At 59.7% G+C, this 14,637-nt stretch carries 12 protein-coding genes; 9 read left to right on the forward strand and 3 right to left on the reverse strand.

Translation table 11 applies throughout. The annotated features are described in order from the left end of the window. Positions 1–73: 73 nt before the first annotated feature. Positions 74–811 carry a pyridoxine 5'-phosphate synthase gene (gene pdxJ, locus BN1130_RS15195; protein WP_042042973.1) on the forward strand — a complete coding sequence of 246 codons (738 nt, stop codon included), beginning with the start codon at positions 74–76 and terminating at the stop codon, positions 809–811. Positions 812–997: 186 nt separating this feature from the next. After that, positions 998–1,150, forward strand: a complete 153-nt coding sequence (locus BN1130_RS22335) for a hypothetical protein (protein ID WP_157014043.1) — start codon at positions 998–1,000, stop codon at positions 1,148–1,150. A gap of 72 nt (positions 1,151–1,222) precedes the next feature. Here the strand turns inward: BN1130_RS22335 and BN1130_RS15200 are convergent, their stop codons facing one another. The 3 genes from BN1130_RS15200 to barA form a co-directional block, all read right to left on the reverse strand. After that, positions 1,223–2,131 (reverse strand): N-acetylmuramoyl-L-alanine amidase, encoded by a 909-nt coding sequence (locus tag BN1130_RS15200; protein ID WP_084218224.1) that lies wholly within the window; start codon positions 2,129–2,131, stop codon positions 1,223–1,225. A 3-nt stretch (positions 2,132–2,134) separates the two neighbouring features. Further along, a complete protein-coding gene (locus tag BN1130_RS15205; RefSeq protein WP_042042974.1) occupies positions 2,135–2,614 on the reverse strand; it encodes a YehS family protein in 480 nt (159 codons plus the stop codon). A gap of 84 nt (positions 2,615–2,698) precedes the next feature. Further along, complete coding sequence (gene barA, locus BN1130_RS15210; protein WP_042042975.1) at positions 2,699–5,413, reverse strand: two-component sensor histidine kinase BarA; 2,715 nt, start codon at positions 5,411–5,413, stop codon at positions 2,699–2,701. Between the two features lie 230 nt (positions 5,414–5,643). On the opposite strand from barA, the gene rlmD reads away from it, so the two are divergent. The 7 genes from rlmD (at position 5,644) to ispD (ending at position 14,564) form a co-directional block, all read left to right on the forward strand. After that, positions 5,644–6,966, forward strand: a complete 1,323-nt coding sequence (gene rlmD / locus BN1130_RS15215; RefSeq protein ID WP_042042977.1) for a 23S rRNA (uracil(1939)-C(5))-methyltransferase RlmD — start codon at positions 5,644–5,646, stop codon at positions 6,964–6,966. Positions 6,967–7,119: 153 nt separating this feature from the next. Continuing rightward, on the forward strand, positions 7,120–9,327 hold the full coding sequence (relA, locus tag BN1130_RS15220; protein WP_042042979.1) for a GTP diphosphokinase: 2,208 nt from the start codon (positions 7,120–7,122) through the stop codon (positions 9,325–9,327). Positions 9,328–9,387: 60 nt separating this feature from the next. Further along, positions 9,388–10,191 carry a nucleoside triphosphate pyrophosphohydrolase gene (gene mazG / locus BN1130_RS15225; RefSeq protein WP_042042980.1) on the forward strand — a complete coding sequence of 268 codons (804 nt, stop codon included), beginning with the start codon at positions 9,388–9,390 and terminating at the stop codon, positions 10,189–10,191. A 141-nt stretch (positions 10,192–10,332) separates the two neighbouring features. Further along, a complete protein-coding gene (pyrG, locus tag BN1130_RS15230) occupies positions 10,333–11,970 on the forward strand; it encodes a glutamine hydrolyzing CTP synthase (RefSeq protein ID WP_042042981.1) in 1,638 nt (545 codons plus the stop codon). Between the two features lie 91 nt (positions 11,971–12,061). After that, positions 12,062–13,360 (forward strand): phosphopyruvate hydratase, encoded by a 1,299-nt coding sequence (eno, locus tag BN1130_RS15235; protein WP_042042982.1) that lies wholly within the window; start codon positions 12,062–12,064, stop codon positions 13,358–13,360. 174 nt (positions 13,361–13,534) lie between these two features. Further along, positions 13,535–13,843 carry a cell division protein FtsB gene (gene ftsB / locus BN1130_RS15240; protein ID WP_042042983.1) on the forward strand — a complete coding sequence of 103 codons (309 nt, stop codon included), beginning with the start codon at positions 13,535–13,537 and terminating at the stop codon, positions 13,841–13,843. Continuing rightward, positions 13,833–14,564 (forward strand): 2-C-methyl-D-erythritol 4-phosphate cytidylyltransferase, encoded by a 732-nt coding sequence (gene ispD, locus BN1130_RS15245; protein WP_198135290.1) that lies wholly within the window; start codon positions 13,833–13,835, stop codon positions 14,562–14,564. The genes ftsB and ispD overlap by 11 nt, the downstream gene beginning before the upstream one ends. Positions 14,565–14,637 lie beyond the last annotated feature (73 nt).

A 14,637-nucleotide genomic window follows, 5' to 3' on the forward strand; every position in this document is an offset into this window, starting at 1 on the left:
AGAGGCGGGTTGGCCCAAGGGCGACCAACCCGGTCCGTAGTGGATTTTTATACAGACTTTCAAGGAGTTGTTAATGAGCGATATCTATCTGGGCGTGAACATAGACCACATTGCCACCCTGCGTAACGCCCGGGGCACCCAGTACCCGGATCCGGTGCAGGCCGCCTTCGTCGCCGAGCAGGCAGGGGCAGATGGCATAACGGTTCACCTGCGCGAAGACAGACGCCACATTACCGACCGTGATGTCGAGATCCTGCGTCAGACCATCCAGACCAGAATGAACCTGGAGATGGCGGTGACCGAGGAGATGATCGAGATCGCCTGCCGTATCAAGCCGCATTTCGTCTGCCTGGTGCCGGAAAAGCGCACCGAGGTGACCACGGAAGGTGGTCTGGATGTGGCGGGTCAGCTCGATAAAATCACCGATGCGGTGCGTCGGCTGAGTGAGGTGGGTGCCAAGGTATCGCTGTTTATCGATGCGGATTATCAGCAGATAGACGCGGCCGTGGCGAGTGGTGCTCCCTTTATCGAAATCCACACCGGCCGCTATGCCGATGCTCCCACCGACAGTGAGCGCTGCGCCGAGTTCAAGCGCATCGCCGCCGGGGCTTCCTATGCCGCCGATAAAGGACTCAAGGTCAATGCTGGCCACGGCCTGCACTACCACAATGTTCAGGCCATCGCCGCCATCCCCGAGATCTATGAGCTCAACATTGGTCACGCCATCATAGGCCGTGCCGCCTTCGATGGTCTGGCCAAGGCGGTCGCCGACATGCGCGTCCTGATGCAGGAGGCGCGCGCCAGCGTCTGATACCCTCAATCGGCCACAACATGTCTCTCGATGAACCGCCAGCGGGCTATCCCGCTGGCGGTTTCTTTTTTGGGGGAGGGCAGGGCTGGAGCTAGTCTGGCGCTCGGCATCAGGGATGCGCTGGATGGTACTTCTCAAGCAGGGCCATCAGGGAGATGACCTGACTCGCGACTCAGGGGGCGCTGGATGGCACTTCTCAAGCAGGGCCATCAGGGAGATGACCTGACTCGCGACTCAGGGATGCGCTGGATGGTACTTCTCAAGCAGGGTCATGAGGGAGATGACCTGACTCGCGACTCAGGGGGGCGCTGGGTGGTACTTCTCAAGCAGGGCCATTAGGGAGATGACCTGACTCGCGACTCAGGGGGCGCTGGATGGTACTTCTCAAGCAGGGCCATCATGACTCGCGACTCAGGGGGGGACTGGATGGTACTTCTCAAGCAGGGCCATCAGGATGGCCTGACTCTCATTGTCGGGTTCGCTATCGACTCTGGCCGCGCGAAAATGGAGCTGAAAGGCGCGCAGGGCATCCCGGCTTGGGGCATCCCAATCACCGCTCTGGGGCAGGTCATAGCCATAGCGAGCAAGCGCCTGCTGCCAGCGTGCGGCATCCCAGCGCCCCTGGGGAGCCTGTTCCAGCTCGGCGTTCAATACCGCCACCCGCGCCTCATCGGGCCAGGCGCCCACCCCGTACTCCAGAGAGAGGCGCCGCCAGGGGAAACGAGGGCCGGGATCCAGCTTGCGGGTCGGCGCTATGTCGCTATGAGCCAGCACATGGGTCGGGGGGATGTGATAGCGCTCAACGAGATCTTGACTGAGCGCACCAACGGCGGCGATTTGCGCCTCGGTGAAGGCTTGCCAGTGGCGGGCATCAATCGGCAGTTGAGCCTCCTTGGTGTCGTAGCCCAGGTTCACTATCTCTATACCCAGCGAGCTGGCGTTAAGCCCGGCCTGATTGTGCCAGCGACTGCGGCCCGCATGCCAGGCGCGCTGGCTGTCCGGTACTAGCTGATAGATGGGCAGGGGGCTGCGATCCGGGGCGCGGGGCACCAGATAGTGGGCGCTGACCTTGTAGGGGGATTGGGTGAGCAGGCGCAGGGAGTGGTCATCATCTTCATCCGTGTAGTGCAGGATCAGGAAGGCGATGCGGCCATCCTGGCTGGCGCTCTGATATTGGTGTTCGAGCCGATAGTGGGCGGGCTTGCAACCTTGCAGGACGAGGAGCACCAGCAGGAGGCTACAGCAGAGTACAAGGGGAGAGAGCGGCGCCGCGCTCCACCCCAGGGAGCGGATCTGGTGGGGGAGCGACGGCGCAGCCATGACTCAGCCGCGCAGCTGCGCAGTCAGGCCAAGCAGGAAGTTGCGCAGTATCTGATCGCCGCAATCCTGGTAGTGTTTGTGATCCTTGGAACGGAACAGGGCGCTCAGCTCGGACTTGGAGAGCTTGAAGTCGGCCGCCTTGAGGGTTGCCAACATGTCATCTTCCTTGAAGTTCAAGGCGATGCGCAATTTCCGCAAGATAAGATTGTTGTTGATCCGGTTGGGGATCTGCTGGGGCGGCGCGTCTTCGCGTACACCACGGCGCACGACGATCATGCCGTCGAGGAACTGGCTGAGGGCGGCGTCAGGGCAGGCGACAAAACCGGCTTCCTGCTCTTCCCCTTCGGCGGCTTCTTTGAGCAACCAGCTGTGCAGCAGGGCGTGATCGACGGGCAGGTTGCCTTTGGCAAACATCTCGACCATCTGGTCGTTGCTGATGCTGAGGGCATAACGCAGGCGGCGCAATATATCGTTGTTGGTCATGATGACTCCTGTAAAAAAGCGGGCAACTGTACCACTTGCCGGAGGTGGCGTCAGAAAAAGCGGCCAGGACTGCGCCGGCTTCCCTCAAAGGTAGCGGGGCGCTTCGGCACGCACCTGCTCGATGGCGTCTTGCAACTCCAGCAGCTCGGGCTCCAGTTCGGCCAGGGCGGCGCCATCACGCAACTGCTGCTCGAGTTGGGAGAGCAGGCGCTGCAGGCCTGGCACGCCGGAATAGGCACAGCCGCCATTGAGCCGATGGATCTGATCCAGCACCTGTTGCTGTTCGGCCTCACCCCGGATGGCTGCATCCAGCAGGGGATCGAGCTCGTCGAAGCTTATCAGCAGCATGGTCAGCATCTCTTTGGCCAGTTCAGGCTTGTTGGCGGCCTGGCGCACGGCCAGAGTCCAGTCTATCTGCTGTATGGTACTGCTCTGGTGACGCCTGTGGGCGAAGTCTTTGATGAGCTGAGCCAGCATGCCTTCGTCGATGGGCTTGGCGAGGTAGTCGTCCATGCCCTGGCGGATCAGGCGCTCGCGCTCCCCCGGAATGGCGTGGGCCGTCACCGCCACTATGGGGGTCTCGGTATTGAGGGACTGACTGCGAATCACCTGAGTGGCACTGATGCCATCCATGATCGGCATCTGTATGTCCATGAAGATGATGTCAAAGCCCTGGCTCTGGGCCTGCTTGACCGCCTCCTTGCCGTTCTTGCACAGCACCACCTGGCTGACCATATCCTTGAGCATGGCGGCAATCAGTTTGAGGTTGGCGGCATTGTCATCCACCGCCAGCACCCTGATGTCCTCAATCTGGCGGAGCGGGAGCAGGAGCAGCGCCAAAGGCGCGTTGCTGACCGCCTCAGGGGAGAGCAGAGCATGGAGCAATTTGCGGTGATTGATGGGCTTGGAGAGACAATGTTGGGCCCCATGCTGGTGCATCTTCTCATACAGCGCCGGCTCGTGGCTGCTCAGCAGCACGATACGATTCTGCTGGCCCTTGAGATCGTCAAGGCGGGCCAAGACCGATTCTGTGCTGTGGCGCTGGCTGCTGCCGATCACCACTATGTCCTGGTCGGTGATGGTGGGCCAGGGGGCATTGGGCTCGACCAGCACGACATCCAGCAGCCACTCCTTCAGCAGGGCGCACAGAGAGGCCTGAGCGAAGGGATCCGGCTCCAGCAACCAGACGCGCCTGCCACGGATGCGGTCCAGAGGCAGCTGATCGGCCTGGGGCAGGGGCGAGACTTCCAGATCCAGGCTGAAGGTGAATACGGAGCCCTGTCCGAGCTCGGATTCGAAGCGGATGAGACCGCCCATCTGCTGCACCAGTTTCTGGGTGATGACCAGGCCCAGCCCCGTGCCCCCATAACGTCGGGAGATGGAGGAGTCGGCCTGGTTGAAGGCCTGGAACAGTTGGCGCTGCTGATCCGGCGAGATGCCGATGCCGGTGTCGCGGATCTGCACATTGAGGCGGAATGTGCCTTGGTGCAGGGGGCCGCTCTGGCTGATGTGGACATCCACGTTGCCCTGCTCGGTGAACTTGATGGCGTTGCCTGCCAGGTTGGTGATCACCTGTTGCAGCCGCATGGGATCGCCGGTGAGATGATCCGGCACCTCGGTATCGACGCGAAGTGAGAGCTCGAGCTGTTTGTCGTGGGCGCTGGGGCCGAGCAGGTGCATGGTCTCGTTGAGGGTGTCACGCAGGCTGAACGGGATATGCTCGAGTTGCAGTTTGCCCGCCTCCAGCTTGGAGAAGTCGAGGATGTCGTTGATGATGCCGAGCAGGTTGCGGGCCGACTTCTCTATGGTCTGCATGTAGTCGGTCTGGCTCGGGGTCAGCGCCGTCTTGAGCAGTTGGCGGGTGAAGCCGATGACCCCATTGAGCGGGGTGCGCAGCTCGTGAGACATGTTGGCGAGGAACTCGGATTTGACCCTGGCCGCTTCCTGAGCCCGCTTCTTGGCCATGTCGAGCTCGACGTTCTGGATCTCTATTTGTTCAAGGGTCTCACGCAGGTCTGATGTGGCCTGATCGATATTCTGTTGCATCTCCTCGTGGTATTCGGAGAGCGCCTTGGCCATGGCGTTGATGCCATTTTTCAGCATGTCCAGCTCACCGGTGAGCTGGCCGCTGACCCGGGTATCGAGCCGCCCTTCCCTTATTTTGTGCACCGCCTTCACCATGTCCGTGATGGGCTGAGTCACGCTCTTGACCAGTCGGAAACCGAACAAGGTACTGACGGCGATGCCGATCAGCACCATGACCACCGCGAAGAAGGTATCGCGGTATTGCAAGATCATGGCCCTGTCGGTGGTCATCTGCATCGAGATATAGCCAATGACGGGGGGCTCGACGTCGCTGGGCAGCGGGAAGCCATCCAGGCTGGTTTCGGCCTGGATCGGGGTGCGTAGAATGATGTCGTCCCCATAGAGGGTGACGCTGGTGAGTTCGGGGATGGTGCTGCCGTCCGGCAGCCGCAGCCGGGTGAAGTCGCGGTGATAGTTGGACGTCACGAACAGCTGGTTGTCCTGGGTGAAGACGGCGATGGACTTGATGAGCGGCGAGTTCTTGCGGTGAGTCAGGCCAATCAGCCGTTTGAGGGACTCACGACTGTGCTGAGTCATGCCGTATTCACTGGCGATGGCCAGGGGCTCTATGATGTTGATGCCCTGATCGATGAGGTTGTTTTCCAGCTGCTGATAGCGGTGGAAGGTGAAATAACCCGCCATCAGGCCGCCAATGATCAGAGTCGGCAATATGGTAAAGGCCAGTACACGGGCTCGAAGGCCGTATTTGGTCATGCGGATGGTCCCCCGATGAGCAGGGTGGGCAAGATTGTCAATGACACGGCATGAGCGCGCAGGCCGGATGTGGTCATGGGAATAGTCCCCCGAAGCGCCGGGTAGGCAAGAGGCTGAGCGACGGTGCGCGGGCCCGCAGGCCGGATTTGGTCATACTATTATTCTTGTGGGACAATAGCCTGCTGCAGATTCCACAATCATGACATAGCCACCTATAGGCACCAAGTTTTATGGCCCAGTTTTTCAAGCCCCAAAAGAAATCCACCCAGCTCCAACGTATTGAAATTACGGTAGACAGTCTGGACCACCACTGCGTCGGCATCGGCCGTCATCAGGGTAAAGCCGTCTTCGTGGAAGGGGCCCTGCCCGGTGAACGGGTCAAGGTACGCCTCACCGAGGACAAGAAACAGTACGCGCATGCGGTCTTGCAGCAGGTGGTGAGCCCGGCCGAGAACCGTATCGTGCCTTTCTGTGGCCATTATCGCGAGTGTGGTGGCTGCAACGCCCAGCATCTGAGCGGTGCCGATCAGCTCGCCGCCAAACAGGCCGGGCTGGTTAGCCTCTTTTCCCGCCTGAGCAACATCCAGGCCCCTGAGCTGGCCCCCGCCCTGGCAGGGGAGTCCCGTGCCTACCGCCGGGTCTGTCGCCTGGCCATCAAGTTTGACAAGAATGGCCGCTGCACCCGGCTTGGCTTTCGCCGTCGCCAGTCCAACGACCTGGTCGAGATAGGCAGCTGCCCCGTGCTGGCCGACCCCCTCTCGGTGTTGATTGCCCCGCTGCGTGCTTGCCTGAACGGGCTCAAGAGTCAGCGCGAACTGGGCCACGTAGAGCTGATCCAGGCCGAGCAGGGAGTGCTCATGTTGCTGCGTCACACCGGTCGGCCAAACGAGATGGATCGCGCCCTGTTGCTGGCATTTGCCGAGGAGCATGGCATCGACCTCTATCTGCAGGCGGCAGATGAGCAGATAGAAGCGCTAAGTCAGCGGTTTGCCCCCTCTTATCAACTAGATGGCCTGGCTCTTGCATTCGCTCCCGGTGATTTTATCCAGATCAATGGTGGCATCAACCAGGCCATGGTGGCCCAGGCCATCGACTGGCTCGGGGTGGGGGCCGGGGACAAGGTGCTGGATCTGTTCTGTGGCATAGGCAACTTCACCCTGCCGCTGGCTCGCAAGGCCCGGGAAGTGGTCGGGGTGGAAGGGGATCTTGCCATGGTGGCGCGCGCCACTCAGAACGCCGAGCGCAACGGTATTGGCAATGCCCGCTTCTACAAGGCGGATTTGAGCGGCGATATCGCCGGCATGTCCTGGGCGAGGGAAGGCTTCGATCTGGTGCTGCTGGATCCCGCTCGCCCCGGCGCCTTGGCCGTGATGGAGCATGTAGTGAAACTTTCCCCCAAGCGGGTGGTCTATGTCTCCTGCAATCCGGTCACCCTGGCTCGGGACAGCAAGGTGCTGATCGAAGGAGGCTATCGCCTGAGTCAACTCGGCATGCTGGATATGTTCCCGCACACAGGCCATCTCGAATCCATGGCGTTGTTCGAGCTGGGGTGATTGCAGTAATCTGATACCTCGCCAAGGAGGACAACCACAGCTGGGCAGTATCTCCGGCTTGAAATTCGGTTGTTGCATCCCCATTTGAGGCGAGTCTCGTCAAAGTGCGGGGGCAGGCGTCAGCCTGGGCCCCAATAATTAAGGATTGATACCATGGTTGCGGTTCGCGATATTCATTTGAAAGACAACTTCACCCTGGATGAGTGGATACGTTCCCTCTCCCTCGGTGAAGCTGAGAAAGACCAGCTGCGAACCGTATACCAGTATTGCGTCAGTCAGGGCGAGGAGGAGCACACTTCCCGGCTGTTGGTGCGCGGCGTGGAAATGGTGGGCATCTTGATGATGCTCAACATGGACGTCGCCACCCTCAAGGCCGCCATCCTTTACCCCTTCGTCGAGACCGGCCTTATCCCGGCGGCCCGGATGGAAGAGGATTTCGGCACCAAGATCGCCAAGTTGGTGGAAGGGGTGCTGGAGATGGAGGCCATCCGCTCCCTGCAGACCCTGCATCGCAGCGAGACCTCACCGGAGCAGGTCGACAATGTGCGGCGCATGCTGCTCGCCATGGTCGAGGATGTGCGCGCCGTGGTGATCAAGCTGGCGGAGCGGATAGCCTGTCTGCGCGAAGCCAAGCTGGCGGATGAAGAGACCCGGGTGCTGATGGCCCAGGAGATCACCAACATCTATGCACCGCTCGCCAATCGGCTCGGCATAGGTCAGCTAAAGTGGGAGCTTGAGGATCTCGCGTTTCGCTACCTGCACCCGGAGACCTACAAGCAGATCGCCAAGCAGCTCGACGAGAAGCGCCTGGACCGCGAGCGCTACATCCGCGAATTCGTACAATCCCTGCGCGATGCGTTGCAAGAGGCCGGGGTCGAGGCCGAGGTCTATGGCCGTCCGAAACACATCTACAGCATCTGGCGCAAGATGCAGAAGAAGCACCTCGAATTCAACGAACTGTTTGACGTGCGCGCGGTGCGGGTCGTCACCAAGCGGTTGCAGGACTGCTATGCGGCGCTGGGCATAGTACACACTCACTTCCACCATATTCCCCGCGAATTTGACGACTATGTCGCCAACCCCAAGCCCAACGGCTATCAGTCCATCCACACGGTGGTCGTGGGCAACGAGGGCAAGGCGGTGGAGATCCAGATCCGTACCGACCAGATGCACCAGGATGCCGAGCTCGGCGTCGCGGCCCACTGGCGTTACAAGGAAGGGGCCCAGGTTGCCAAGACCACCACTTTCGAAGACAAGATCGAGTGGTTGCGCAAGCTGCTCGCCTGGCAGGAGGATCTCTCCGAGAGCGGCTCCCTGCTCGAAGATCTGCGCAGTCAGGTGTTCGAGGACAGGGTCTATGTGTTCACCCCGAAAGGGGATGTCATCGACTTGCCGGCGGGCGCCACGCCCCTCGATTTTGCCTATCACGTGCACAGCATGATCGGCCACCGCTGCATAGGTACCAAGATAGATGGCCGGATAGTGCCCTTTACTTACACCTTGCAGACCGGGGATCAGGTCGAGGTGATCACCCAGAAGGAGCCGAACCCGAGCCGGGACTGGATGAACCCCAATGCCGGTTTCCTGCGTTCGAGCCGGGCCCGCGCCAAGGTCGCCACCTGGTTCCGCAAGCTGGACAGGGACAAGAATGTCGCCGCCGGCAAGGAGCTGCTCGATAAAGAGCTGGACAGGCATAACCTGACCCTCTCCAAGGTGGACAAGCAGGCGCTGGAGCGCTTCAACGCCGAAGAGCTCGACGATTTGCTGGCGGGCATTGGCAGCGGTGATATCCGCATCAACCAGCTGCTCAATTACCTCGATACCCGCTACAACAAGCCATCGGCGGAAGAGGAAGATCGCCGCCTGCTGGCGAAGCTGGAGCAGAAGGCCAATACGCCCTTCCGCACCAAGCCCAAGGATCACATCGTCGTGGAAGGGGTGGGTAATCTGATGACCCACATCGCCCGCTGCTGCCAACCGATCCCCGGAGACGCCATCCAGGGCTTCATCACCATGGGCCGTGGCGTCTCGATCCACCGGGATGACTGCGAGCAGCTCAAAGAGTTGTCTCGCCGCAATCCTGAGCGACTTATCGATGCGGTCTGGGGTGAGAACTACTCCGGCGGCTACGGCCTGACCATCCGCATCCTCTCCAACGACAGATCCGGCCTGCTGCGCGACATCACCACAGTGCTCGCCAACGAGAAGATCAACGTGATGGGGGTGCGTTCGCGCTCCAACGTCAAGGATCAGACCGCCGAAATCGATATGGAGCTGGAGATCTACAACATCAACGCCTTCAACCGCGCCCTGGCCAAGCTCAGCCAGCTTAACGACGTGATCAGCGCCAAGCGCCTCTAAACTCCGCTGACCGGCCCGTGTGGCCGGTCACTCTTTTGACGAATCGAAAGCGAAGACCCCATGTCCAATACCCAAGGCTACGACCTGCCCCGACTGCTCGAAATAATGGCTCAACTGCGCTCCCCGCAGGGCGGTTGTCCCTGGGATCTCAAGCAGAGCTTCCAGACCATAGTGCCCCACACCCTGGAGGAGGCCTATGAGGTGGCCGATGCGATAGAGACTCAGGATTGGGAAGGATTGAAAGGGGAGCTGGGGGATCTGCTGTTCCAGGTGGTGTTCTATGCCCAGCTTGGCAAGGAGCAGGGCTTGTTTGACTTCGCCGATATCGTTGCGGCGGTGAGCGAAAAACTCATTCGCCGTCATCCTCATGTGTTCGCCGATGCAGACCTGAATGACGAACAGGCAGTCAAGCTGAACTGGGAGGCGGAGAAGGCCAAGGAGCGTGCGGCGCTGGATAAGTCGAGCGTGCTCGATGATATCCCCCTCGCCCTGCCGGCCCTGAGCCGGGCCGCCAAGATCCAGAAGCGCTGCGCCACCGTCGGTTTCGACTGGAAGACCCTCGGCCCCGTGGTGGACAAGATCCACGAGGAGATCGACGAGGTGATGGAAGAGGCGTTGATGGCGGATGTGGACGAGGAGAGGGTCAGCGACGAGCTCGGCGATCTGCTGTTTGCCACCGTCAATCTGGTCCGTCATTTGGGCAAGGATCCCGAACAAGTGCTGCGCGGCGCCAATGCCAAGTTCGAGCGCCGCTTTCGTCAAGTTGAGCACTTTATCGCCGCAGAAGGGCTCAAGATGACCGATTGTTCCCTGGAAAAACTCGATGCCGCCTGGGACAAAGCCAAGCAAACCGAGCAAAGTTGATTTGGCGCAAGGCGTGCGGTGCCCGGGCCTGATAGATTTTTGTTCATTGTTTGGGAGAGGGGGTTTTGGTATACTGTTTCCCCGTCCTGCTTCATCCCCGAAGCACCCCTTAAAAATCCCTAAACTTCTTTCAGGTTCAGCATGACGACAAAATATATTTTTGTAACTGGTGGCGTTGTTTCATCCCTCGGCAAAGGCATTGCCGCAGCTTCTCTGGCAGCCATTCTGGAAGCCCGTGGTCTGGATGTGACCATCATGAAACTGGACCCCTACATCAACGTGGATCCGGGCACCATGAGCCCGACCCAGCACGGTGAAGTGTTCGTAACCGAGGACGGGGCCGAGACCGATCTGGATCTGGGCCATTACGAGCGTTTCATCCGCACCAAGATGACCCGTCGCAACAACTTCACCACAGGCCGTATCTACGCCGACGTGCTGCGTAAAGAGCGCCGTGGCGATTATCTGGGTGCCACCATCCAGGTTATTCCGCACATCACCAATGCCATCAAAGAGCGGGTAATTGCCGGTGCCGAAGGCCATCAGGTGGCCATCGTCGAAGTGGGCGGCACAGTGGGCGATATCGAATCCCTGCCGTTCCTCGAGGCCCTGCGTCAGCTGGCGGCAGAAGTGGGTCGCGACAGCGCCATGTTTATGCACCTGACCCTGGTCCCTTACCTGGCGGCTGCCGGTGAAGTCAAGACCAAGCCGACCCAGCACTCCGTCAAGGAGATGCTCTCCATCGGTATCCAGCCGGATGTGCTGATCTGCCGCTCCGACCGTGCCATTCCGGCCAACGAGCGTGCCAAGATAGCCCTGTTCTGCAACGTGCCGGAGCGCGCCGTCATCTCCATGAAGGACGTCGACTCCATCTACAAGATCCCGGCCCTGCTGCGCTCCCAGAACCTCGACAACTACTTCATCGAGCGTTTCGGTCTGGTGTGCAAAGAGGCGGATCTGTGCGAGTGGGAACAGGTTATCTATGAAGAAGCCAACCCGACTGCCGAAGTGACCATCGGCATGGTGGGCAAGTATGTCTCCCTGCCCGATGCCTACAAGTCCGTCAACGAAGCACTCAAGCACGGTGGTCTCAAGACCCGGCTGTCGGTCAATATTCGTTACATCGACTCTCAAGACATCGAGACCCGCGGTGCAGAGCAACTGGAAGGCCTGGACGCTATCCTGGTCCCGGGTGGCTTCGGCGAGCGCGGCGTGGAAGGTAAAATTCTGGCCGCCAAGTATGCCCGTGAGAACAAGATCCCGTATCTGGGTATCTGCCTCGGCATGCAAGTCGCGCTGATCGAGTTTGCGCGTAACGTCGCTGGCCTGGAAGGGGCTCACTCCTCCGAATTCAAGAAAGATTGCGCTTATCCGGTCGTCGGCCTCATCACCGAATGGGTTGATGAAGAGGGCAATGTCGAGACTCGTACCGAGAAATCCGATCTGGGTGGCACCATGCGTCTGGGTTCCCAGCTCTGCCACCTGGTCGAAGATTCCAAGGTGCGTCAGATGTACGGCAGCCCGACCATATACGAGCGTCACCGCCACCGTTATGAGGTGAACAACAAGCTGTTGCCGCAGATTGAAGCGGCGGGTTTGAAAGTGACCGGTCTCTCCGCCGACAAGAAATTGGTGGAAATTATCGAGATCCCGGATCACCCTTGGTTCGTGGCGGCGCAGTTCCATCCGGAGTTCACCTCGACTCCCCGTGATGGTCACGCCTTGTTTGCAGGCTTTGTTAAGGCCGCTGGTGAGTATCAGAAGCGCAATTTGAAGTAATTGAAAATCAAACGCGGTTGAGGCAATGTGCCACAACCGCTTTTTTTGAAATGCCTTTTGTTGTTTTTTTACGAAACCTGAGGAAATACACATGTCCAAGATCGTTAAAGTGATCGGTCGTGAAATCATCGACTCCCGTGGTAACCCGACCGTTGAGGCCGAAGTTCATCTGGAAGGTGGTTTTGTTGGTATGGCAGCCGCTCCGTCTGGCGCCTCCACCGGTTCCCGCGAAGCGCTGGAACTGCGTGACGGCGACAAGAGCCGTTTCCTGGGTAAAGGCGTGCTGAAAGCCATCGAAGCCGTCAACGGCCCGATCGCCCAAGCGCTGCTGGGTAAAGATGCCAAGGATCAGGCCGCTATTGACCAGATCATGATCGATCTGGACGGTACCGAGAACAAATCCAAGTTTGGCGCCAACGCCATCCTGGCCGTCTCCCTGGCCAACGCCAAAGCCGCCGCCACTGCCAAGGGCCTGCCGCTGTACGCCCACATCGCCGAGCTGAACGGTACCCCGGGTGTTTACTCCATGCCGCTGCCCATGATGAACATCATCAACGGTGGTGAGCACGCCGACAACAACGTCGACATCCAGGAGTTCATGATCCAGCCAGTTGGCGCCAAGACCCTGAAAGAAGCCATCCGCATGGGTGCCGAGGTCTTCCACAACTTGGCCAAAGTACTGAAGTCCAAAGGTTATGCGACTGCTGTTGGTGACGAAGGTGGCTTCGCGCCTAACCTGAAATCCAACGCCGAAGCGCTGGAAGTGATCGCCGAAGCCGTTGCTGCTGCCGGTTACAAGCTGGGTAGCGACATCACCCTGGCCATGGACTGCGCCGCTTCCGAGTTCTACGACGCCGAGAAGAACGAGTACAACCTGAAGGGAGAAGGTCGTATCTTCACCTCCAACGAGTTCTCTGACTACCTGGCCGACCTGACCACCAAGTTCCCGATCGTCTCCATCGAAGATGGCCTGGACGAATCCGACTGGGACGGTTTTGCCTACCAGACCAAAGAGCTGGGTAGCAAGATCCAGATCGTGGGTGACGACCTGTTCGTAACCAACACCAAGATCCTGAAGCGCGGCATCGACAACGGCATCGCCAACTCCATCCTGATCAAGTTCAACCAGATCGGTTCCCTGACCGAAACCCTGGCTGCCATCAAGATGGCCAAAGATGCTGGCTACACCGCCGTCATCTCCCACCGTTCCGGTGAGACCGAAGACGCGACCATCGCCGACCTGGCGGTAGGTACTGCTGCTGGCCAGATCAAGACCGGTTCCATGAGCCGTTCTGACCGTGTTGCCAAGTACAACCAGCTGATCCGTATCGAAGAAGCCCTGGGTGCCAAGGCTCCGTTCCGCGGTCTGAAAGAAGTGAAAGGTCAGTAATTTCTGCCTGCACTTCAGCGTCACGCTGTTGAAAGCCCCGCCATCTGGCGGGGCTTTTTTATTTTTAACGCCAAGCTGGCGCTTTTCATCAGCGGCCGGGCCAAGATGCATCTGCTTTCTTTTGTCTTTCCCACGAATATGGGAAACTAGGCCGCTTGGAAGGAGACCCAGTGCATGCGGCTATTCACCCTGATCCTGTTCCTCCTGTTGGGGGGCTTGCAATATCACCTCTGGCTGGGGAAAAACGGCCTGTCCGATTACCATGAAATGTCCAATGCCATCGATCAGCAAGAGCAGGACAATCTGGCGCTTAAAGATCGTAATAGTCTGATTTATCGTGAGATTGACGATCTGACTTCGGGCCTTGAAGCCATCGAAGAGCTGGCGCGCAACGATCTCGGTTATATCAAGCAGGGAGAGACCTTCTACCGGATCATCCCAAACAAGAAGGATGAGCCTGCTGGCGGCGACGATGATGAATAACTGTCCCCCGGCGCCGTTCGGCTTGACGGCCGTGGTGCCTGCTGCCGGCATAGGTAGCCGCATGGGGGCCGAGTATCCCAAGCAGTACCTGTCCCTGGCTGGCAAGACCATTTTGGAACATACCCTGCTCCGGCTGCTGGCCCATTCGGCTATCACCCACATAGTGCTGGCACTGGCCCCCGATGACCGTTGGTTCGAGACCCTGGCGCTGGCTCGGGATCCCCGTATCCTGCGGGTATCCGGCGGCAGTGATCGTGCTCGTTCGGTACTCAATGCCTTGCATCAGGTGCAGAGTGACTGGGTACTGGTCCACGATGCTGCCCGTCCCTGTCTCACTTCGGCGGATATTGATGCGCTGCTTGCGGTTGGTCTGACCCCGGACGGTGCCATTCTTGGCTCCCGGGTGCGCGACACCATGAAGCGCAGCGACGAGGCGGACAACATCATCGCCACCGTGCCGCGGGAAGCTCTCTGGCATGCGCTCACCCCCCAGCTGTTTGCGACCCGAGCCCTCAAAGGGGCGCTGGAGGAGGGGCTGGCGCTAGGCGCCCTCATCACTGACGAAGCGTCCGCCATGGAGCGGGCCGGGCATGTGCCACGCATGGTTGAAGGGCGTGCCGACAATATCAAGGTGACCCGGCCCGAGGATCTCGCCCTGGCCGGGCTGTTTTTACGCCAGCAGCAAGACGAGCTGGCCACTAGGAGTAAGGAGCAGCCATGATCCGCATCGGCCAGGGTGTTGATATACACAAGATTGATGGGGCTGGTCCCTGCATGTCAGGAGGGCGTCAAGG

The organism is Aeromonas rivuli (assembly GCF_000820045.1).
GTDB classification, from domain to species: domain Bacteria; phylum Pseudomonadota; class Gammaproteobacteria; order Enterobacterales; family Aeromonadaceae; genus Aeromonas; species Aeromonas rivuli.